24 protein-coding genes and 1 tRNA gene are annotated in these 21,761 nt (G+C 51.8%); 18 read left to right on the top strand and 7 right to left on the bottom strand.

Translation table 11 applies throughout. From position 1 onward, the window contains the following. Positions 1-36: 36 nt before the first annotated feature. Both purE and D5270_RS02245 read right to left on the bottom strand, forming a co-directional pair. Positions 37-534: a 5-(carboxyamino)imidazole ribonucleotide mutase gene (purE, locus tag D5270_RS02250; RefSeq protein WP_166542549.1), complete on the bottom strand. Its 498-nt coding sequence runs from the start codon at positions 532-534 to the stop codon at positions 37-39. Positions 535-634: 100 nt separating this feature from the next. After that, positions 635-958: a hypothetical protein gene (locus D5270_RS02245; RefSeq protein WP_161473904.1), complete on the bottom strand. Its 324-nt coding sequence runs from the start codon at positions 956-958 to the stop codon at positions 635-637. A 494-nt stretch (positions 959-1,452) separates the two neighbouring features. Here D5270_RS02245 and D5270_RS02240 point away from each other — a divergent pair, with 494 nt between their 5' ends. The 4 genes from D5270_RS02240 to D5270_RS02225 all read left to right on the top strand — a co-directional run bounded on the left by D5270_RS02240 (position 1,453) and on the right by D5270_RS02225 (position 6,866). After that, complete coding sequence (locus tag D5270_RS02240; RefSeq protein WP_243150053.1) at positions 1,453-2,412, top strand: ABC transporter permease; 960 nt, start codon at positions 1,453-1,455, stop codon at positions 2,410-2,412. Between the two features lie 63 nt (positions 2,413-2,475). Next, positions 2,476-3,378, top strand: a complete 903-nt coding sequence (locus D5270_RS02235; protein ID WP_207709275.1) for a carbohydrate ABC transporter permease — start codon at positions 2,476-2,478, stop codon at positions 3,376-3,378. Between the two features lie 111 nt (positions 3,379-3,489). Continuing rightward, the gene (locus D5270_RS02230) at positions 3,490-5,313 is read left to right on the top strand and encodes a hypothetical protein (protein WP_166542548.1); all 1,824 of its coding nucleotides are present in this window, start codon (positions 3,490-3,492) and stop codon (positions 5,311-5,313) included. A gap of 164 nt (positions 5,314-5,477) precedes the next feature. Continuing rightward, positions 5,478-6,866, top strand: a complete 1,389-nt coding sequence (locus D5270_RS02225; protein WP_166542547.1) for an MATE family efflux transporter — start codon at positions 5,478-5,480, stop codon at positions 6,864-6,866. Between the two features lie 76 nt (positions 6,867-6,942). On the opposite strand, the gene D5270_RS02220 is transcribed toward D5270_RS02225, so the two are convergent. Genes D5270_RS02220 through D5270_RS02205 form a run of 4 tightly spaced genes read right to left on the bottom strand, consistent with a single transcriptional unit; the run spans position 6,943 to position 9,558 of the window. Further along, positions 6,943-7,374 carry a GNAT family N-acetyltransferase gene (locus D5270_RS02220; protein ID WP_166542546.1) on the bottom strand — a complete coding sequence of 144 codons (432 nt, stop codon included), beginning with the start codon at positions 7,372-7,374 and terminating at the stop codon, positions 6,943-6,945. Next, entirely contained in the window at positions 7,358-8,311 is a 954-nt protein-coding gene (locus tag D5270_RS02215) for a transketolase family protein (protein WP_166542545.1), read from the bottom strand. The genes D5270_RS02220 and D5270_RS02215 overlap by 17 nt, the downstream gene beginning before the upstream one ends. A gap of 40 nt (positions 8,312-8,351) precedes the next feature. Then, complete coding sequence (locus tag D5270_RS02210; protein ID WP_166542544.1) at positions 8,352-8,702, bottom strand: VOC family protein; 351 nt, start codon at positions 8,700-8,702, stop codon at positions 8,352-8,354. Positions 8,703-8,718: 16 nt separating this feature from the next. Then, positions 8,719-9,558, bottom strand: coding sequence for a transketolase (locus D5270_RS02205; protein WP_166542543.1), 840 nt, complete (start codon positions 9,556-9,558; stop codon positions 8,719-8,721). A gap of 183 nt (positions 9,559-9,741) precedes the next feature. Between D5270_RS02205 and D5270_RS02200 the strand changes: the two genes are divergently transcribed. From D5270_RS02200 to D5270_RS02150, 11 genes are all read left to right on the top strand, one after another. Beyond that, positions 9,742-11,475 (top strand): putative polysaccharide biosynthesis protein, encoded by a 1,734-nt coding sequence (locus D5270_RS02200; RefSeq protein WP_166542542.1) that lies wholly within the window; start codon positions 9,742-9,744, stop codon positions 11,473-11,475. An 87-nt stretch (positions 11,476-11,562) separates the two neighbouring features. Next, on the top strand, positions 11,563-11,838 hold the full coding sequence (locus tag D5270_RS02195; protein WP_161473898.1) for an HU family DNA-binding protein: 276 nt from the start codon (positions 11,563-11,565) through the stop codon (positions 11,836-11,838). Positions 11,839-11,921: 83 nt separating this feature from the next. Beyond that, positions 11,922-12,167, top strand: a complete 246-nt coding sequence (locus D5270_RS02190; protein WP_161473897.1) for an RNA-binding S4 domain-containing protein — start codon at positions 11,922-11,924, stop codon at positions 12,165-12,167. 49 nt (positions 12,168-12,216) lie between these two features. Next, positions 12,217-12,486: a YabP/YqfC family sporulation protein gene (locus D5270_RS02185; RefSeq protein ID WP_166542541.1), complete on the top strand. Its 270-nt coding sequence runs from the start codon at positions 12,217-12,219 to the stop codon at positions 12,484-12,486. Then, positions 12,483-13,031 carry a spore cortex biosynthesis protein YabQ gene (yabQ, locus tag D5270_RS02180; RefSeq protein WP_166542540.1) on the top strand — a complete coding sequence of 183 codons (549 nt, stop codon included), beginning with the start codon at positions 12,483-12,485 and terminating at the stop codon, positions 13,029-13,031. Before D5270_RS02185 ends, yabQ begins: the two co-directional genes overlap by 4 nt. A 52-nt stretch (positions 13,032-13,083) precedes the next feature. Beyond that, a complete protein-coding gene (locus D5270_RS02175) occupies positions 13,084-13,383 on the top strand; it encodes a septum formation initiator family protein (RefSeq protein ID WP_161473894.1) in 300 nt (99 codons plus the stop codon). A 47-nt stretch (positions 13,384-13,430) separates the two neighbouring features. Continuing rightward, the gene (locus D5270_RS02170) at positions 13,431-13,946 is read left to right on the top strand and encodes a S1 RNA-binding domain-containing protein (RefSeq protein WP_161473893.1); all 516 of its coding nucleotides are present in this window, start codon (positions 13,431-13,433) and stop codon (positions 13,944-13,946) included. Between the two features lie 69 nt (positions 13,947-14,015). Next, positions 14,016-14,849 (top strand): fumarate hydratase, encoded by an 834-nt coding sequence (locus D5270_RS02165; RefSeq protein WP_166542539.1) that lies wholly within the window; start codon positions 14,016-14,018, stop codon positions 14,847-14,849. A gap of 101 nt (positions 14,850-14,950) precedes the next feature. Then, positions 14,951-15,478 (top strand): ribosome hibernation-promoting factor, HPF/YfiA family, encoded by a 528-nt coding sequence (gene hpf, locus D5270_RS02160; protein ID WP_166542538.1) that lies wholly within the window; start codon positions 14,951-14,953, stop codon positions 15,476-15,478. Continuing rightward, positions 15,475-16,584: a THUMP domain-containing class I SAM-dependent RNA methyltransferase gene (locus D5270_RS02155; RefSeq protein ID WP_166542537.1), complete on the top strand. Its 1,110-nt coding sequence runs from the start codon at positions 15,475-15,477 to the stop codon at positions 16,582-16,584. Before hpf ends, D5270_RS02155 begins: the two co-directional genes overlap by 4 nt. 24 nt (positions 16,585-16,608) lie before the next feature. Further along, complete coding sequence (locus D5270_RS02150; protein WP_166542536.1) at positions 16,609-17,196, top strand: GNAT family N-acetyltransferase; 588 nt, start codon at positions 16,609-16,611, stop codon at positions 17,194-17,196. Between the two features lie 89 nt (positions 17,197-17,285). On the opposite strand, the gene D5270_RS02145 is transcribed toward D5270_RS02150, so the two are convergent. Continuing rightward, positions 17,286-18,551, bottom strand: coding sequence for a cation:proton antiporter (locus tag D5270_RS02145; protein WP_243150052.1), 1,266 nt, complete (start codon positions 18,549-18,551; stop codon positions 17,286-17,288). Between the two features lie 300 nt (positions 18,552-18,851). Here D5270_RS02145 and D5270_RS02140 point away from each other — a divergent pair. The 3 genes from D5270_RS02140 (at position 18,852) to D5270_RS02130 (ending at position 21,741) form a co-directional block, all read left to right on the top strand. After that, positions 18,852-18,935, top strand: a tRNA-Leu gene (locus D5270_RS02140). Positions 18,936-19,096: 161 nt separating this feature from the next. Beyond that, positions 19,097-20,440 (top strand): hypothetical protein, encoded by a 1,344-nt coding sequence (locus D5270_RS02135; protein WP_166542535.1) that lies wholly within the window; start codon positions 19,097-19,099, stop codon positions 20,438-20,440. A gap of 26 nt (positions 20,441-20,466) precedes the next feature. Further along, on the top strand, positions 20,467-21,741 hold the full coding sequence (locus D5270_RS02130; protein WP_166542534.1) for an ABC transporter substrate-binding protein: 1,275 nt from the start codon (positions 20,467-20,469) through the stop codon (positions 21,739-21,741). Positions 21,742-21,761: the final 20 nt, after the last annotated feature.

Genomic DNA, 21,761 nt, shown 5'->3' with positions numbered 1-21,761 from the left:
AATAAATGGCTCGTCCTTTCTAAAAGTCGTTTGTATTTACCACTGTCTGTCCTGCAAAGTGCTGTCCTTCTCCGCAACTGCCCGGCCCATCTCGTCCTTGAGCTGCTGGAGCTTCCCGGCAAGCCCGTCGTCATTTACTGCCAGTATTTGGGCGGCTAACAGTGCCGCGTTGTCCGCGCCGTCAATGGCGACAGTGGCTACAGGTACGCCGCTGGGCATTTGAACAGTTGACAGCAGAGCGTCCAGGCCGTCAAGCGTTGATGACTTAATTGGTATTCCTATGACCGGCAGGGTGGTCTGAGCAGCAAGGGCTCCGGCCAGGTGGGCGGCTTTTCCGGCGGCGGCGATAATTGCGCCGAAGCCATTTGCCCGGGCGTTCTTGGAGAACTCAGCGGCGGCGGCAGGGGTCCGGTGGGCAGAGAAAATATGGGCCTCAACAGGTATTCCCAGGGACTCCAGGCGCTTTTTTGCCGGGGTTACGGCGGGGATATCGCTGTCGCTGCCCATTATGATGGCGACTTTTTTTGATGGCATTTTTACACGTCCTTTCTAGGATTTGGAAATTGTAGCAATTTTGTAACTGTGCAAACGAAATGTTTTGTGGTATTATTGAAACCGTTTAAAACCAGTGCGGTCAAAAAGTCCAGTCGGTGCCCTGGGACATGCGCAGATAGACATTTTCAGCGCCAAGCACCTCGCGCATCAGGCTGACAGCAGCCTGACCGAAGGCTTCAACAGCCTCCGGGGTGGTGGTGCCGTAGATAGCGGTGTGCACCATGACAGTAGGGCCGTCGGACTTTCCGGCGTACCACATATGCTGGCCTCCCTGAAAACAGAGCATCAGCCGGCTCTCGCTTTTGCCGGGTATTTTAGCAATGGCCTCTCCCAAGCCCTCTTTCAGGCTGAGCTCCTGGCTGGCGGTGATTTCACAGCTGGCCTTTACATCGATGAATGGCATATGATTCCGTCCTCTCTTTGCTATATTATTTTTAGTATGGCCTACCAAACAATGCCAGTATACTCTAAAACCGCCAAAATAGCAAGCAAATTGCGGCAATTTGGTAAAATCTACCTAAGTCCGTCAGGGCAGAGGAAGAACCCCCGGGGAATTGGCAATAAGCCTAAAATCTTGAGGAATTTATGTGGGTTTCCGTTATGTTGTTTGAGTTGCATGGCAAGATTCACAATTTTTTAATAAAAATTTCAAATTGTGCTTGCATTTTAGTGGGCGATATGTTATTATAGCTACGGAAGATTGCGATATACTTGTTTGTTTTTGTTATATTGCATGATTCCGGAGAGGTTTTCTCTCCTTGTGTCCAACCAACTACTACTTGTATAGGGAGGGAGAGCTAAGGATCTTTCAGTAAGTCCGGATCGATTTTTTGGGGGGCATGCCCCCACAATCAAAAATGGCTTTCCCTTCAGGAAAGCCAATGGGAGTGATGAGCATTGACTAATCCAAAGGTAGCAGAAACACCGAAGAAGAAAAAGAGCGGCTTTTTGCAGGCGCTGGAACAGTGGGACCTTCAGATACTGGTCCTGCCCGGAATCCTGCTGCTGTTCGTGTTTAGCTACATACCGATCTACGGCCTTGTAATGGCTTTCCAGGAGTTCCGTGTTGGCGACTTCCCCGGTCAGAGCGAATGGGTGGGCTTTAAGCAGTTCATATCGCTGGTTACCGACAGCGCCATACCCCAAGTTCTCCGCAACACCCTTGTAATCAGCCTTCTGAAGCTGACTATCGGTTTCGTCTGCCCCATAATCTTCGCCGTTATGCTTAACGAGATGAAGAACCAGGGTATCAAAAAAACTATCCAGACTGTTAGCTATCTGCCCCACTTTATTTCCTGGACCGTCTGCGCGCTGCTGATGTTCGACTTCCTGTCAACCGACGGCGGCGCTGTCAATGAGATGCTGATGGCTGCCGGATTTATCGACAAGCCTATAGGCTTCTTCCAGGACGGCAAGTATTTCTGGGGTCTGGCCCTTGTGACAGACACATGGAAGGAACTGGGCTGGAACTCCATCATCTACATCTCCGCTATGGCCGGTGTTGACGCTGAGATGTATGAGGCTGCCGACATCGACGGCGCTACCCGCGCCCAGAAGATGTGGCATATCACAATCAAGGCAATCAAACCCACCATTATCCTTCTCTTCATTATGAGCGTGGGCGGCATCCTGAACGCGAACTTCGACCAAATCATGATGCTTACCAAGCAGCTGTCCATTGGCGCTCTGACGGAATATGCTAATGTTATCGATACATACATCTTCCGTATGGGCATTTCTTTGGGCCGTGTATCCTACGGTACTGCCGCAGGCCTGCTGAAGTCTATTATCAACTTCATCCTGCTGCTGGTCGCCAACACCATAGCCGATAAGGCCGGTGAGAACGCCCTGTTCTAAGCTCCACAATAAAGAGAAAGGGGGAACCCCATAATGACTGGTATTAAAGAATCTAAGCATAGAATGAAAGAAAAGAAAGTGGTAAGCGATTATGTCATAATCATCTCCATGGTTGTAATCATGGTAGTAGTGTTCGTGACAACGCTTTATCCCTTCCTCAACTCTCTTGCCATATCCTTCAACCACGCGGACGACACTATTCTGGGCGGCATATCAATTTACCCCCGCGTGCCCACTATTGCGAACTATAAGCAGATATTTACCAATCCCACCATCTGGAAGGCCTACGGCATAACCTTCGCAAGGACTATTTTAGGTGCGGCGGGCGGCTTGGTGGTTACCGGCGCCATGGCTTTTGGCCTCTCACGTAAGAACCTTGTGTTCAGGAAGTTCTATACGTTCTTCTGCCTGATACCAATGTACTTCGGCGGCGGCCTGATTCCCACCTACTTCCTTATCCAGACCCTGGGCCTGCGCAACAATTTCCTGGTGTACATAATCCCCAACCTGGTGAACATCTGGAACATGATTCTGATGCGCTCATACTTCCAGTCCGTGCCGGACGCCCTCGAGGAGTCCTCACGTATTGACGGTGCGAATTATATCACGATATTCTTTAAAATTTACTGGCCTGTTTCCACGCCTATCATTGCGACCATCGCTCTGTACTTTGGCGTGTATCACTGGAACGACTGGTTTATGCCCAACATCTATATTACAAACCAGGACCTCAAGCCCATGACCTCTGTGCTGTTAAGCATTATCAGTGAGGCGGCCTTTGCAGAGCGCATGGCAGCAGCCGGCGCAGCAAGCTTTGCGGGCGAGGCTTCAAAGGGCAAGCAGACCAATGTGCGTTCCATCACTATGGCTACCATGATTACATCAATCGTGCCCATCGTTGCTATTTATCCGTTCCTGCAGCGCTACTTCCTCAAGGGCATAATGGTCGGCTCCATTAAGGGCTAAATCATGCCTTAGGCACTTACTAATCTCAGTCATTCCGGGCGGGGCAGGGGACATAATGTCCTTTGCCCGAGGCCTGAATGAAAATAAAATTTGTCTAGGAGGACGAAAACAATGAGCAAGAAGATTCTGGCCCTGTTGCTGGCTCTTGTCATGATTGTAGGCGTGTTTGCGGCCTGCGGCGATGGCGGGAATAAATCCAGCGGGGGCAACAGCTCTACCAGCTCCACCGCCGGCGGCGATGAGAGCAATGGCGGCGACGACGGTGAGCCCAGCAATGTTTCTACTGGCGCTGACGACGTGAGCGAGCCTTATTCTTTCCGTTGCTATTGGTACTATGATTGGGCCCAAATTAAAGAGTGGGGCGCTGACGCTTTCTCCAAGTTCATGTCTGAGAAGTTCAACGTGGACATTGATTTTGAGAAGCCCGACGCTGACTCCGACTCCAAGCTTCAGCTGATGTTGACTGGCGGCGACCTTCCCGACGCCATGATTGTTGACCGCGGCCGCGTTCTGAGGAACTGCGTCCAGGCCAATGCTCTGGTTGAGATTGAGCAGTTTATGTACGATGGCTGCACTTTCGAGAAGGACGTAGGACCGGAGACCCGTGAGCTGCTGAAGGTTGATGGCAAGCTGTACGGTATTCCCAACTGGCCCCGCGCTCCTGGTAAGGCTTCTACTGGCGGTAACGACCAGTGGATAGTCAACACCAAGGTCTACGAGGCTGCCGGCAAGCCCGCCCTGAACACCCTGGAGGACCTTCATCAGTACGCACTGAAGGCCAAGGAGCTGTCTGAGGGCGGCCTGAAGGCTTACAGTGGTCAGGACATCATTCCCGTTGCCTTTACCAACAACGGTGGTGGCCTGCAGAACTACAAGTCCTTCTTCCGTTCCTTTGGCGGCCGCAACATCGTTGAGAACTACTTCACTCAGGAAGAGGGCAAGCTTGACCTGTGTGTCAACACTCCTCTCTTTGTTGAGGCTCTCCGCGAGGTCAATAAGTGGTACCGTGAAGGCCTGTGGACTCAGGACGTCTACACCGACAACGGTGACCAGTGGCTGGAGAAGATGACCAATGGCCGTCCTGCCCTGTTCTTCTATGACTTCTCTCAGGACGACACAAATAACTTCCGCCGCGTATGCGTTGAGAAGTCCACCGAGGCAGGCGACGTTACCTCTTATGAGGTTGTTGGCGACCCTGCTAGCGCAGACTTCGCTTCCTTCCCCCAGTTCCCCCCTGTATCTGCTGATACAATCACCTATGGCGACGAGGCAGGCTCTCCTGGCTGGAACGTAAATGTTATCACCACCAAGGCTGAGCGTCCCCAGCGTATATTTGACCTGTTTACCTGGATGATTTCCGAAGAGGGCTCCATGTATCAGGTTCTGGGCGGCCCCGAAGGCCCCATCTGGGACGGCGAGTTCGACGAGGAAGGCAATGCTATCCTGAACATGGACTACGGCAAGATTACCTCCAAGGAGCAGGATGCTGCCGGCGCTTGGCTGTGGACTCAGCCTGCCCACTCTGACTATGTTGACGCTTTCAAGTATGGCGTTAATGAGCGTTCTGGTGTTAAGAACTGGGTTGTTTCCATCCAGGCAGACCTCTGCACCTATGACGAGGCGGACCCGAAGGTTGGACAGAAGTTCAAGACCGACCAGAACACCGGTCTGGGCGACGTTATTGACTCCACCTCTGATTTGGGCATAGCCCTGAAGACCATCCAGGACCAGTGTCTGGCTGAGCTGCCCAAGATTATGGCTGCTGAGAGTGACGAGGAGTTCGATAAGCTGGTTGCCGACCTCCAGGATTTTGCTGCCAAGAACAAGCTGGCTGACATCCTGACTGAGTGGCAGAAGAAGTACGATGCTAATATCGAGATGCAGGGCTTCGACGCTTACAGCGAGGATTACGACGTCTACGGTCTGAAGAAGTAAGATTTTCAAGTATACTTAAACAGAATAAAAAGGGTCCGGGCCGAAAGGTCCGGGCTCTTTTTCTAATTTTTACCCCTTTTTTGCTGAAATCACTTGCGTGGAGTAAGGTATAAGTAGTATAATAATTATTTAGAGTGATTTTAACAGAAGGGTAGGCTTCATAAATGAAATTCAGGTTGAGGCCCCGGACGCGCCGGGGTACATACGAAATCAACATGACCGAGGGTCCGCTTTTGGGGAAGCTGGTACGCTTCTCGCTGCCGCTGGCCCTCTCAGGAGTATTGCAGTTACTGTTTAACGCCGCCGATGTAGTGGTGGTTGGACGGTTTGCCGGTAATCAGTCCCTGGCAGCTGTCGGCTCCACAAGCGCACTGAACAATCTTATAGTAAACCTGTTCATTGGCCTCTCTATCGGCGTGAACGTGCTGGTCGCCCGGTACTACGGCGCAGGCCAGACCAGAGACCTGTATGAGACAGTACATACCTCTATGCTTACCGCAGCTATCAGCGGTGTTGTGCTTATTTTTCTCGGCATGGGCCTCTCCCGGCCTCTGCTTCAGATGATGGAGACACCTGCGGATGTAATCGACCACTCGGTGCTCTATATGCGCATAATCTTTGCCGGTATGCCCGCAAGTATGCTCTATAACTTTGGCGCGGCAATACTTCGGGCAGTGGGTGATACTCAGCGCCCGCTCTACTTTTTGTTGACGGCGGGCTTGATAAATGTGCTGCTAAATCTATTCTTCGTAATAGTCCTGCACATGGGCGTGGCGGGAGTTGCCACCGCTACGGTCATATCCCAGTGTGTATCTGCCGCATTGGTGATACTCTGTCTTGTGCGCAGCGAGGGAGTGTATCGCCTGGACTTGAAGCAGCTGCGAATCTATAAGCATAAGCTCAAGGAGATGGCCCGCATTGGTATCCCTGCCGGTATCCAGGGCTCTATGTTCTCAATCTCCAATGTGCTTATCCAGTCCACAATCAACTCCTTTGGCTCTATTGCCATGGCGGGGAGCACGGCAGCAGGTAATATCGAGGGCTTTGTCTGGACAGCGATGGACGCCTTTACTCAGGCTACACAAAGTTTTGTGGGGCAGAACTATGGCGCGAAGAAGATAGACAGGGTCAGCAAGGTGATGTGGCAGTGCATGATACTGGTGACTGGAGTTGGACTGGTGCTGGGTGTGGGAGCTTACCTAGCCGCAAAGCCGCTCCTGGGCATATATTCCTCAGACCCGGCTGTTATCGAGTACGGCAAGGCGCGTATGCTGGCTATCAGTGTACCATACTTTACCTGCGGGGCTATGGGTATATTTGTTGGCGGCATGAGAGGGCTGGGGTCGTCTATGGTTCCAATGCTCAACACAGTGTTCAGCGTGTGTGTGCTGCGCGTGGTGTGGATATATACGGTGTTTGCGGTGTGGCCTCAGTGGGAAGTGCTATTTATCTCCTATCCGGTAACATGGATTATTGCTTCGCTGATTGGGGGCATATGCTACTTTATAATAAAGAAGCGGGCGGTTGTTCGTCTGAAGCCGCAGGAAAGTTGAAAGTTTTATGTGAAAGAAGTTACAAAGCTGAAGGCTGTTAATAAATTACCCCCCTAGTTTACTAGGGGGGTAATTTTTAGAACATCTTTTTCAAATTAAGCTGCATTTTATTGCCATCATACCCTAACGCTCTGTAAAACGTATGTGCTTCTGTACGGCCCTCTCCAGACACCAGGCGAACACCTTCAGCACCGCTCTCTCTAGCCCATTCTTCACCAGCTTCAAGCAGAGCCTTACCAATACCCATGCGCCGGTGCTTGGGGTCTACTGCAATACCCATAATATTTTTCATAGGGCCAAAGTAAAGCAAATCATAGTCCACGAGGTGCAGATAACCTACAACTTGGTTATCTAGCTCAACGACTAAAATCTTGTCACGCCTGCTGCTCAGCAGCTTCTCCAGTTGAACAGCAGTCTTTTCTTCAGGGTACTCATAGCCCATGGAAACACAGTTCAAGTGATATAGAGAGGGAGCGTCGTTAAGGATTGCATCACGGATGATTACCATTAAGTACATCCTTTACAGTAGCCTCAATGCCCTCAGCGCAGAGCCCAAACTCCTTGAGCAAGTCGAGCGCCGGGCCTGAATGCCCGTACACATCCTTAACGCCCATGCGGATCAGTGGGGTGGGGCAGTTTTCGCAGAGGCAGGCGGCTACGGCCTCGCCAAGGCCGCCGATAATATTATGCTCCTCAACAGTTACAATGTGCTTTGTCTCCTTAGCTGCTTTGATTACCAGCTCCTGGTCCAGAGGCTTCACCGTGTGCATGTCAATGAGCCTGGCGTTTATTCCCTGAGCTGCCAGAGAATCCACGGCCTTTATAGCCTCTCCAACCATCAGTCCGGTGGCGATGACCGTGATATCAGCACCCTCGCGCAGGGTGATACCCTTGCCAATCTCAAAACTATAGTCATCGTTATTATTACAGCTCTCCACAGCCAGACGGCCCAGCCGGATGTATACAGGACCGTTATGCTCTACAGCGGCCTTCACTGCAGCCTTCATCTCATAGTGGTCAGCTGGGTTTAGGACCACCATGCCAGGTATGGTGCGCATAAGTGCAATATCTTCGCAGCACTGATGGGTAGCGCCGTCCTCTCCTACGGATATACCTGCGTGGGAGCCGACTATCTTCACATTCAGATGGGGATAGCCCACGGAGTTGCGCACCTGCTCAAAGGCACGTCCAGCCGAGAACATGGCAAAGGATGTGGCAAAAGGTATCTTACCGCAGGACGCGAGGCCTGCCGCCACGCCTACCATATTGCCTTCTGCTATACCGCACTCAATAAATCTGTCAGGATATGCCTTACCAAAATTCTCGACTTTTGTGGCGTCAGCCAGGTCGGCTACCAGCACCACAATGTCGGGGTTGGTCTTGCCAAGCTCGACCAGGGCATCGCCAAAGCTCTCCCGTGTAGCTTTTTTTACAATCTCAGCCATATACAAACAGCCTTCCTTTCTATTTTCATCTCGTATCCGGTCATTCACCGACATATTGTACAAAGTCTAAATTATTACCATCAGGGTCCTTTACAGCAAATGCACGCCATTTCCACGGATATGTGACCGGCGCTGCGGATATTTCTATGCCCGCAGACAGCATGCGCTCGTACTCTCCGTCTACGTTCTCAACCTCAAATTCCAGCCCGCAGCTATCAGCGGGAACAACCACATTGTCGCTGGTATGGGTGAACACCAGCGTTATATCCCCAATTTTTAGCTCCCAACGGCCTGGAACCAATTCAGTGGCTTTTGCGGCAAACACATTCTCATAAAATGCAGTCAGGTCCGCAGGAGCCTGGGAAACTATGTTAATACAGCGAAGTTTCATATAAAACGCCTCAATATCAGGACAGGCTGGCAATGGCAGCGTTAAGCTCGTCCATAGCCTGTGCATACTGCTCGGCACTGGGGGCTTTGCCGTGCCAGCCGGCCTGATTCTCCATAAAGCTTACGCCCTTGCCCTTGGTGGTTTTGGCAATGATGGCGAAGGGCTTGCCGGAGCACTTACCGGCAGCGTTAAAGGCGTCGTCAATGCTGTCAAAATCGTGACCATCCGCAACAGTGACCTCGCAGCCGAAGGAGCGGAACTTCTCGTCAATGGGCTCAATACCAGCGACCTTTTCTACGTCACCGTCTATCTGCAGGCCGTTATAGTCAAGTATAAGGCATAGATTGTCGAGGCCGCGGTGGGCTGCAAACATTACAGCCTCCCAGACCTGGCCCTCCTGTATCTCTCCGTCGCCCAAGAGACAGTAAACCTTATAGTCCTTGCCGTCCATTTTTGCTGCAAGAGCCATGCCAACAGCGGCTGAAATGCCCTGGCCCAGGGAGCCGGTGCTCATGTCAACGCCGGGGGTGCCCTTCATGTCCGGGTGACCCTGGAGCATTGCCCCGATATGCCGCAGCTTTTTCAGCTCGTCGGGGGAGAAATACCCGCGAAGTGACAAAGCGGCATACAGACCTGGGGCACAGTGGCCCTTGGAGAGCACGAAGCGGTCCCTGTCTGGGCATTTGGGATTTTGAGGGTCAATATTAAGCTTTTCAAAATACAGATAGGTGAAAATGTCGGCAGAGGAGAGGGAACCTCCAGGGTGACCGGATTTGGCGTTATATACGCCCTCGATGATACCAGCACGGACCTTGGCTGCTGTAAGCGCAAGGGACTGTCTTTTTTCTGCGTCCATGAGTCCAATCCTTTCTTTCGTTCAGATTTTACGATTTATGCTTTACGGAGAAAAGAGGCTTTGCTCTCATTCCTTAATAAAGTATACATGATTTAGGCCTAAATTGCAATATACATTAGAGACGAGCTTTGAAACAGATTTTTAACAGTAAGCCGCATTTTGACGGTATACGGAGATGATATATTGAAAAAACAGAGCTTTCTCTACGGCGCATTTATCCTCACCGCCGGGATGGCGGTAGTAAAGGTTATCGGCGCGGTATTTAAAATACCGCTTCAGCATTTCATAGGGGAGTATGGAATGGGCCTTTTTAACGTGGCGTATAATTTCTATGGCCCGGTGTTCAGCCTTGCTACAGCAGGATTTCCGGTGGCGGTATCAAGGCTTGTAAGCGAAAATGCCTCGCTGGGGCGCTGGAACGATGTGCGCCAGGTAAAGGCTGTGGCGGGGCCCCTGTTTCTCTGCTTTGGTATAGCCGGGGCGGTGGGCATGACTATGTTTGCTCCGGTGTACTGCGAAAGGATAATAGGCACAGAGCATGCCATCTTTCCAATGCTGGCACTGGTGCCAGCTATACTCTTCGCCTGCTGGGGAGCTACATACCGGGGCTATTATGAGGGCCTGAGAAATATGGGCCCCACCGCAGTATCAGAGATAATTGAGGCGGCAGTTAAGCTGTGCCTTGGTTTGGGCCTTGCGTACTTTGTTATGAACCATGGTATGGCAGAGTATAGGAAGAGCGGCACTGTATTTGGTCTGCTGGCAGGAGGGGAGGACCAGGCTGGCCTTTTGACCCTGGCCTTTGCCGCTGCAGGGGCCGTGCTGGGGGTAACGGCAGGCTCATTGGGGGCGGCGCTGTACCTTTCTGTGCGCTGGAAGATAAGGGGCGATGGAATCGACCTGCGAGCCAGGAAACAAGCTCCACCGGCGCGCAGATGGGGGGAGACGGCTAAGGCGTTGCTAAAAATCACCGGGCCGGTGGCAGCAGGTTCTATTGCAATGAACGCTGCCGGACTTATAGACGCGACCTTTTTACAAAGCCGCATAGCCGATATAATGGAGATAGCGTCCGGTAGGCTGCTGGCGGCCTATGAGGGAATGATTCCCGCCATGTATCTGGAACATCCGGAGACCTTGCCCACATTTCTGTACGGCTGCTATACCCTTGCAATGACTCTCTATCTGCTGGTCCCTGCTTTGACACAGGCAATCGGAATGAGCGCCCTGCCTGCGGTCACCGAGGCCTGGGCCCGGAGCGACCGGCCTCAGCTGAAGGAACGCATGGAGTCTGTGCTCAGTGTGACGGCGCTTGTATGTTTCCCGGCAGGGTTAGGACTCACGGCCCTGGCCGAGCCAATAGCTTCACTGCTGTACGGCGGCGGCTCCGCGCCAATTATTGCCGGTGTACTGCTGACCTTAGGGCCTGCCTCCCTATTTGCGGCGGTAAACACACCGGTTTCAAGTATGCTCCAGGCGGTAGGGCGGGCAGACCTGCCGGTGAAGCTGCTGGCTGTTGCAATGGCACTGAAAATTGGTGTGAACTGGTTCCTATGCGCTATCCCGGAGATAAATATTCGCGGCGCAGGGGTGGGAACCTTGGTGTGTTACCTATTTTTGGCAACTGCACAGCTCTACTGCCTAAGGCGGGTGACAGGCGTGCGGCTGACCTTTAGGCGGCTGTTCCTGAAGCCGCTACTCTGCGGGATATTGTGCGGCGGCGGAGCCTGGGGTGCGTGCAGCGGGATGTCGGCGCTGGGACTGGGCGGCGGCATTGCCGTTGGTGTATCTATAGGCTGTGGCGGAGCAATATATATTTTCGGGCTGTTTCTGACCAGAGGAATAGCAAAAAAAGATTTGATTATGCTGCCGAAGGGACAAAAAATTGCGAAAACCCTTGAAAAACGAGGGTGGATGTGATATCATTGCTACTGTCACGGGATTCGAAGACAATAGTGCGGGCCCAAAAGAGGCGCGCGGAACATTACTCAGGGAGGTAGCAATTAAATGAACAAAACAGAACTGGTTGCAGAAGTATCCGAAAAGGCAGGGCTCACCAAGCGTGACGCAGAAGCCGCGGTGAAGGCCATAGTTGATAGTGTTACAGAAGCTCTGGCAAAGGGCGATAAGGTACAGCTGGTGGGCTTTGGCACCTTTGAGGTGCGCGAGCACGCGGCTCGTGTGGGCCGTAACCCCCGTACCGGAGGCACCATGGAGATTGCTGCCTCCAAGGCCCCCGCTTTCAAGGCCGGTCAGGCTCTGAAGGATGCCGTAAACAAGTAAACGGCAGGAATAGACTCCGTTTCGGGCCTGCTTATTTGGCAGGCCCAATTTTTATCTTATGTAAAGTGAAGGAGGTGACAATATTGAGACTTGACAAGTATCTGAAGATATCCCGGCTGATAAAGCGCCGCACAATAGCTAACGAGGCCTGTGACGCGGGGCGTGTTCTGGTAAACGGCAAGGAGGCCAGGGCCTCTTACAATGTAAAGGAAGGGGATGTGCTGGAGATTCACCTTGGCGAAAGGGTATTGAAGGCACAGGTGCTCTCTGTGGCGGAATATGCTAAGAAAGAGGAGGCCTCTGGGCTTTATAAAATGCTGGAGGAATAATACCGGGCTTTGACGGCATATACATTTCCAAGGAAGGGGCGTTGGAAATATGCCAGAGCAGCAGGTAAAAAAGCATGACCTTAGCATAATTAGCCGGGATAGGCTCACCGCCACAGGTATAAGGCGTGTGGACTTTTTCAGCGACGAGCTAATAACCGCCCAGACAGACCTGGGACAGCTGAATATTAAAGGGGAGGGGCTTCATATCGAGAGCCTCAACTCGGACACAGGAGATATGCTGGTTAAAGGCCGGGTAGGGGCAGTCTCCTATACTGAGAGCAGCCCAGCCATGTCATTTTTCGGCAGGCTGTTTAAATGACCGGCATGACCCTGCCCGCCGCGTGCTTCTGCCTTATGACAGGCGCAATGCTGGGCGGGCTGTTTTTAGGATGCAAGCTGCTGCGGGGACTGTTGTATGGAGGCCGGCTCTGTGCGGCAGTGCTGGATGTGCTGTTCTGCTTGGTATGGGCTCTAACGGCCTTCCTATGCGCTTTGGTGATAGATAAGGGGAGACTTAGGATGTTCCAGATGGTCCTGCAGGGCCTTGGGGCCTGGGGAACCATAGTTGCTCTGGACCCCTTTGTAAACGGGCTGACTGGACTTATGCGGCGTATGGGCAGGCAGGTTAAAAGATGGATAAGCCGGCCTATAATTTTTCTCATGGGGCGCTGGCGGGCTGCAAGGGCTGCAGCAAAGGAGAAACAGGTTAAAAAGCGTAAAGCAGCCAAAAAGAAGAAATCACAGGCCAAAGCAGGAGCTCTTGGCGGAAAAAATGAGCCCAGATATAGAAAGAGACCGTCAAAACGCGAAATATATGCCTCAAAACGGAAAAAAACTAAAAACCCTCTTGAAAAACTTACGTAAACCGGTGTATAATTAGTCTAACACAAATTGCCGCTGGAGGGAGGGGCTGCCAATGGGCGGTGAAACGCCAAAAAAGAAGATGCCCGGCGGCCTCCTGCTAAAGCTGGCGATATTTTGCCTGACCGCCGTTGTGGTGCTGTCTTTGGTTGAGCGCCAGGTGCAGATATCCGAAAGGCAAGAGCAGCTGCAGCAGCTGGAAGCCCAGCTTGAGCAGCAGAACCTGCAGAATGAGGAGCTGCGCGCAGCCATGAATGACGAGGAAGGCCTGCGTCGGTACGCTGAGAAGCGCGCGAGGGAGGACCTGGACTATGTCCGACCTAATGAGCGGGTGTTTATGGACGGCGGCGAGTGACCGCTTGGATATGAGAAAGGATTAATCGAGGAGGATAATGGGAGAACATGGGGCTTGAGGTTGGAGAGATTTACGAGGGAAAGGTTACAGGTATAACAAAGTTTGGCGCGTTCGTCAGCTTTGAGGGCGGACAGACCGGCATGGTGCATATTTCGGAGATTGCGCCCACGTTCGTGAGCGAGATAAAAGATTTCGTCTCCGAAGGGCAGACTGTGCGCGTAAAGGTGCTGTCCGTAAGCGAGGAGGGGAAGATAAGCCTTTCCATCAAAAAGGCGCTGCCGCCCGAGGAGCAGCATAAGCCGCGCAGACCGGGGCCGCCTCAGGGAGGCAGAAGGCCTGCAGGACCGAGACCTCCCAGAGCTCCAAGACCTGAACCCCAGCCAGGTCCGGGCCGGCCGGGAGACTTTGAGTGGCAGAGCCGCCGGAACGATAGTGGGAGCTTTGAGGACATGATGTCCAGGTTTAAGCAAACAAGTGACGAGAAGATGTCCGACCTGAAGCGAGGGAATGAGCCGCGCAGAGGATATTCCCGCCGCGGACAAAAGGGCGGCGGCAGCTATTGACCGGCCGCAGATAATAACAAAACAAAGCCTCACCAAACTCTGGCGGGGCTTTTTGTCTTGGAGGTAATTATGAGAGAGATAAAAGCTGAGCTAATAACCGAGGCCATTGCGCGGCTATGCGTTGAGGCCAATCGAGTGCTGCCAGAGAGCCTGGAGAGCTGCATTAGAAATGCCGGAGAGACAAGTCCTGTCTCCCGGACGGTTATGGAAGACCTATGCAGCAATCTGGACGCCGCGAGGGAGCTGGGCCTGCCAATATGCCAGGACACCGGTATGGCGGTAGTCTTCGCTGAAATTGGACAGGATGTGCATATAAACGGCAATTTAACCGAGGCGGTGAATGAAGGGGTACGCCGGGGCTATGTGGACGGGCTGCTGCGCTGTTCGGTAGTGGCTGACCCTATACGCCGGGGCAACACAGAGGACAATACACCGGCTATACTTCATGTGGGCCTGGTACCGGGGGACAAAATCAAGCTGACAGTTGCGCCGAAGGGATTTGGCAGTGAGAATATGAGCAGATTAAAAATGTTTACCCCCGCTGCCAGCCGAGAAGATATAATAGGTTTTGTAGCAGACACTGTCAACAAAGCTGGAGGAAACCCTTGCCCTCCGGTAGTGCTGGGGGTTGGTATCGGCGGGGACTTTGAGCTTTGCGCCAAACTGGCTAAAGAGGCCCTGTGCAGAGATGTGTCTATACGAAATAAAGACCCATACTACGCAGAGCTTGAGCGGGACATGTTAAACGCCGTAAACGCCACAGGAGTGGGGCCCCAGGGCTTTGGCGGGGACGTGACGGCGCTGGCGGTGAATATTGAGACATTTCCGACCCATATTGCCGGACTTCCGGTGGCTGTTAATGTAGGGTGCCACGTGACTAGACATAAATCTGTGACGATTTAATAAAATTTATCTTGCTTTTTTATATAAAATGTGCTATTCTATAGTTGGACAGAGGGCAAGATACAGTAACTGCTCTCACACTCACGAAGGAGGAAAGAGCTATGAAAATCACTATTATCGGACGGAAAGTCAACCTTCGCAACAACTTTAAGGAGCTGGCGGAGAAGAAGCTGGCTAAGTTTGACCGTATCTTTGATGAAGACGCTGAGGCGGTCGTAACAGTTACCGTAGAGCGCAACCGCCAGACTGTTGAGATTACTATCCGCCAGCGTGGTGCCATATTCCGCGCGGAGGATACCGCTTTGGATATGAATGAGGCGCTGGACCACGTGGTGTCTGCGTTGGGACGTCAAATGCGCAGGAACAAGACCCGCCTGGAGAGGGCCAAAAAGGTAGACGCGGGCATGGAGTTTGCTGACGTTTACTACGACGAGCCCGAGGAAGAGCTGCAGGTTGTGCGCACAAAGCGTTTTTCGGTGAAGGTAATGACGCCGGAGGAGGCCATTATGCAGATGAACATGCTGGACCACGAGTTCTTTATGTTCCGCGACGACGCCTCCGGGGAGATAAACGTGGTATACCGCAGGAAGAATGGTGACTACGGCCTGCTGGTGCCTGACGAGAAATGACATATTCTGCAACCTGCCTGTTGGGGGTAGAGGGGCTGTTGGCCCAGGAACTGCGCGATATGGGCTGTGAGGACGTACACGCAGAGAATGGCAGAGTGCTGTTCTCAGGCGGCTGGGATATTCTGGCCAGAGCTAATATCTGCAGCCGGTTTGCCGAGCGAGTGGGCATACAGATGGGTGATTTTCAGGCCAAGAGCTTTGAGGAACTGTTCCAGGGAGTCAAAGCCCTGCCGTGGGAGGAACTTATCAGCAGAGAGGATGCCTTCCCGGTATCTGGCAGCAGCCTGAACAGCCAACTGCACAGTGTGCCGGATTGTCAGGCTATAATCAAGAAAGCTGTGGTGGAACGCCTGAAAAAGAGCTATCGCCAGGATTGGTTCACTGAGGACGGCCCCGCCCACCGTATCAGGTTCCGCATCATGAAGGACCAGGTGAGCGTGGTTTTAGATACCAGCGGTGCGGGGCTGCATAAGCGGGGATATAGGCCCGCTTCCAACGCCGCGCCGATTAAGGAAACTCTTGCGGCTGCTCTAGTCAAGTTATCCAGGCTGCGGTCAGACGCTACATTTTATGACCCGTTCTGTGGGTCGGGGACTCTGCTGATTGAGGCGGCAACTATGGCTCAGAACATTGCACCGGGCATTGGGCGGCGGTTTCAGGCAGAGGTGTGGGAACAGACCCCGGCTGGTGTATGGGAGCGTGAACGCGACCGTGCCAAAAGCATGGAGCGCAGAGATACCGGATTTACAGCCACCGGCTATGACATCGACCCTGAGGCCGTTGAGCTTACCCGGGAGAATGCTAAAAGGGCAGGTGTAAATGTTACTGCCAGAGTTCAGGATATCAAAGACTTTGAGCGGTCCACTGAATATGGCTGTGTAGTCTGTAACCCGCCATATGGTCAGAGGCTTATGGACCAGAAAACTGCCCAGGACATTTACCGGCAGATAGGACGGATTTTTATGCCCAAGAGGGGATGGAGCTATGGCGTCATAACCCCAGATGAGGACTTTGAGGACCTGTTTGGGCGCAGAGCGGACAAGCGCCGCAAGCTCTATAACGGGATGATACGCTGCCAGTTCTATCAGTATTATAAAACAACCTAAGGTATAAGGATAAGAGGGTATTAGATGAAACTTTTTCAACGGCTCAGGGGAGGCGTTGAGACTCAGCGGCTACTTTTGCGCCGGTGGGAGCACAAGGACTTTCGGGCCTATGTGCCTATTATCTCCGACCCGGAGGTGATGGTGCCTGCGGGCTGCCAGCCCGCGAACAGTATGGAGGCGGCTTCAGCCATGTTCTCAAGAGATATGCGCAACGACCTATGTTATGCCATAGTTCTGCGGGAAACAGGCGAGGTGATAGGCCGGTTCAAGTTTCAGAGCGACCTCAGAAGGTTTCATGTGAACAGCCTCTCCGTGGGATATGAGCTGCGCCGGGACCAGTGGGGCAGAGGTTATATGACAGAGGCACTGGCGGCCATGATAACATATGCCTTCGAGAAGAAGAAGGTGGACGTCCTGGCTGTCAGCCATTATGCAGATAATGAGCGCTCCAAGCGGGTAATTGAGAAATGCGGCTTCAGGTTTGAGGGGATAGTGCCTTGGGCCTGCAAGCGCTTCGATGGCAGGATATGCGATGATGTCTGCTACTCAATACTGAGAGTAGATTACATAAACGGCCTGGAGGCTAATGCTCAGGCGCACCTGCCGACCTAAGGAGCATGAATATCTGCACATATTTGAAGTATCTGCATAAAGAAAGCACACTCCTCAGTTTGGAGTGTGCTTTTAGTATCTGCATATAATTATTTAGTAGCGGCAGTAGCTGGTTTAGTTTCTTTCGGTTTGATATCTCCAGCGGCGGTAAGGGCCATCTTTGTGAGCGTGGGACCAACCAGCTCATAGATTAGCACGCCAAACAGTACAATGCTGCGAATGGTGGAGCCTATCTCGCTAAGCGCCCCAACCTGGGAGGCCATACCAAGCGCTACGCCCGCCTGTGGCAGGAGGGTTATGCCAAGGTACTTCTGTATCTCCGGCGAGCATCCGGCGAATTTACTGCTGAACATGGAGCCAAGGTATTTGCCTATAGAGCGGGAGAGTATATACATAAGCCCAATGCCTACAATGGCAAAGTCGGTGAATACATTAAGATGCAGTTCCGCGCCGCTGAGTACAAAGAACAGGGTCAATAGGGGAGCAGACCACTTGTCGGCCCGGCCCATCAGGTCCTCTGAGCCGCCGCAGGTATTGCAGAATACGGTACCAAGCATCATGCACACCAGAAGGGAGGAGAACTTTACGTGCACAGAGCCAATCTCAAAGGAGAGCATGGACATGGCTACCGCAAGGACTATAAATCCGGCTATCATTGCCACACGGTTGCGGTTGGACTGGAACCAGCGCTCCATAAAGGTGAGCACCCATCCAAGCAGCGCGCCGAGGGCTACGGACAGAACAATCTCAAGCAGCGGCTCGAATATTATTGAAGCTATGTTGGCGCTATTGGTTTCCATGGCCTGTGCAGCGCCGAAGGATACGGCGAATATCACAAGACCGACAGCATCATCCAGGGCGACCACAGGCAGCAGGATATCAGTAACAGGTCCCTTAGCCTTATACTGCCGTACCACCATCAAAGTGGCGGCAGGGGCAGTTGCCGCAGCAATGGCGCCAAGGGTTATGGCTGCGGAGACAGGAAGTTTGTCTCCCAGGAAGATGTGCAGTACCAAAAGCGCAGCGTCCACCAAAAGCGTAGCGACAAAGGCCTGGAAGATGCCAACTATGACAGCGGCACGGCCGGTAGTACGCAGGGAGGAGAGCCTAAACTCGCTGCCAATGGCGAAGGCGATAAAGCCTAGGGCCACATCGCAGATGGGCTGCAGGGAATCTACCAGTTCAAAGCTGGTGAACCCAACCCCTGGGATGCCCAGCCGCCCGATAATGCATGGGCCAAGCAGCACTCCGGCGATAAGGTACGAGGTGACGTCCGGCAGATGAAAGCGCTTGAATAACCGGGTCATTATTAATCCGGCCACAAGCGCTACAGAGATACTCAATAGCATAATCATATCAATAGTCCCTCTTTCATAATAGATAGACCCGGCAAAGCGCCGGAAATAGACAAAACCTTATATATTTTACACTTGCGGGTGTGGTTTGTCAACATGGTTTTTCAATTTATTGATGCTTAGAGCCTGTGTGACGGCGGCCTATACGAGCCAAAAGAAACTGCCGGTAAGTATGTTTTTGCTGCTTATGCAAATTGCTTTCGGTTATTGGATTTATTAGGAGAAGTAAAAATTTTGAAATAATATTGTAAAAGCCGATTGACAACCCGACAATAAAGTGCTATAATAACTCTCGTAGTTGCGCGAGTGCTGGAACTGGCAGACAGGCACGTTTGAGGTGCGTGTGCCTATGGCGTACGGGTTCAAGTCCCGTCTCGCGCACCAAAAAGAGAGATGTTATTTCTGTGAGAAATAGCATCTCTCTTTATTTTATATAAAAATTAAAAAAATTTAGTTTTCATGCAACCAAATATCAAAAGCCTGACTTCTTATATGTATAAACTATTAAAAGGCCATAATATGGCATATATAAGGAGGAACAAAAAATGAAAAAGACTAACCATATTAAACTTACTGCATTATTGCTTTTTATTGCACTTTTATGTGCCATCATCACGGCCTGCGCTCAGAAAGAGAACAGCGCTCATACTGGCCCTGAATCCCAGGGCAGCGGCAAATCGGGTACGGCTGAAGGCGGGAAGGAAAAGCCCACGCTCACCGTGCTATGCGACTTCGCTGAACGCAATCCAGGCAGTGATATCCATGAGTCTTTATTGGGCATATCTGGCATGGCAGATTATGAGCTGAAGATGGAGTATGTTCCGACACAAGAGCCAGACCGCTCAAATTTTATCACTCGAGCAGGGATTGAGCTTATGTCAGGCAAGGGCGCCGATGTATTTATCGTGGATTGCTATATGGGAAACCTGCTGAACACCTCTGAGGGCTGCATGTTTCCATACCCAGAGAAGGCTATGAAAAACAAGCTGTTTCTGCCGTTGGATAACTACATTAAGGACGCTCAGTTTACTGACTTTGACAAGCTGCTGCCTGTAGTAATGGAAGCAGGTAAAAATGAGGAGGGACAGCAGATTCTGCCAATTACCTATGTGATAACTGCTTCCACCTGTCTGAAGGAGGACTACAAGCTGCCAAACCCGCTGCCTAAAACCCAAGAGGATATGATAGCAGCTGAAGACCCGTTGCTTGACTATATGGCAAGGCCTATTCGCGATAATCTCTTAATGTACCTGGGCAAGCCGGCTGATTTTGTAGAGGAAGAGCTTAGCTTTACAGAAGATGAGCTATTTGACCTGGCAATGAATTATCATGAGTTAGAGCAGACAAACAAGGCTGGAGGCTATGACGACATTCGCGGAGAAAGCGGTGTCATGCGTTGGGTAGGCGGAATCCTGTGCAACCAGAATTTTGCCACTCAATCCACTGAGGACGAGGTAATTATCGTCGCTGGCCCAAATAAAACAGGAGGCATTACAGCGGGAATCAGCAGCTATGGTGCAGTCAATCGAAACACGGAGCACCAGGAAATGGCTTTTGCCGTTCTGGATAAGCTGCTTTCGCGCAATGACCAGCGGAGCAATGAGATGTATTATTTATTACAGGGAATGCCCATGGACATGGAGGCCGGGAACTCAGATAACCGCTTTATGTGGGAGGGAGGCCCATGGTTTATGAATGATTGGAACTTCGAGCAGTACCAAATGGCCCGAGACCGCATAGATTCCGTAAAGTTCTATACTCCCCTGGACCGCGAGGCGGAGAACGCTCTGATAGAAGCCTGTAGTGCTGATGACGCCACAGAGGACAGCATACGCCGTGCGGTTCATAAGACATATACAACTATGAAGATGATGCTGGCTGAGTCATAAGTTATTGGATTAAGGAGGAGAAAACCATGAAAAAAGCAGTTATAGGTCTTCTGACTGTCGTATGCGTGTTATGCTACGTGCTTACGGCTTGTAAGGGGAATGGCGAGCCTGTGCCCACGATGAAAGCTGTCACCGATGAAGGCATTAAAGAACTGCCCATGGTTACAGTGCTCGTAGACATGAGCCAGTCAAACCTAACGCCCAATGCCGTAAGCGACCTGCTGAACACAACCCCAGGCCACGGCTCAGAGTTTATGATAATAACTGAGACCATTCCTGATATTTGGACCGGTGAGCAGCAGCGGGATACGGCGCTTACCAGGGTAAGAACGGAGATACTGGCAGGAGGGGGGCCGGACATTCTCCTATGTGAAAATCCCATAATGGAAAACGGAAACAGGGGTTCGGCGGTGTTTCCGTTTCCAAGACAGGCCATGGACAGCCACGCGCTGCTGCCGCTGGACGGGTACATAGAGGAGTCGGAGCGCATGGATTGGGATAAGTTAGCTCCCCACATCATGGAGGCAGGCAAGAATAGCGAGGGCCAGCAGATTCTGCCACTTACATATGGCTTCCATATTATGACATTCAACAAGGATAAATTTACTTTGGAGGCTGAACTGCCAATGACATTTGACGAGATGCTTGAGAGCCCGGACAGGATGGTACAGTATACAAGCAGCTGCAGATGGATGCGCTCAATCTTTGGGCAGATAGAGGACTATGAGCATGATGAAATGCTTATACCTGAGGAGGAAATCGTAAAACGCATAGAAGAGATGCAGGGGCTGAGCGGAGAGGATTTCTCAGAGTTTTATGTAGAAGACCCGTTGCATGACAGAGGGACTGTAGGCAATTATTCCATAGGCGGTTATTCTCCTATGAGCTGCGAAGGGGGAATTGATTATTGGCTTGTGCCGAGTTATAACATCGAAGGCGGCATTACTGCAACGATAGGCGCATTCGCCGCTATAAACCGTAATACAAAACAGCCGAAAAACAGCTTCAGGGTAGTCGAGACTATTTTCACAGCCCAAGGTCAAAACAGTGATATGCTTAAGCAGCTAAACGGCCAGCCAGTGCATATGGACATACCATGTGCCGGATGGAGCTCAAGCGAGTGGAACGACAGCCAGTATGCCACCTTGCTGGAGCAAATAAACGCAGTGGTATTCCGTACCCCGGTGGAGCATGAGTTTGAGAGTCTTATGGACGATATCAATGCCGATAGCGGAAAAGGACTTGACGAGATTGTACATGAGCACTATGTGAAGATGCAGATGATGCTGGCTGAGTCATAATTATTTTGTAAGGAGGAACA

This window comes from Acutalibacter sp. 1XD8-36 (assembly GCF_009917525.1).
Taxonomy (GTDB): Bacteria; Bacillota; Clostridia; order Oscillospirales; family Acutalibacteraceae; genus Acutalibacter.
Note: the sequence above shows the minus strand (reverse complement) of the source record. Positions and strands in the feature narration are given on the sequence as shown.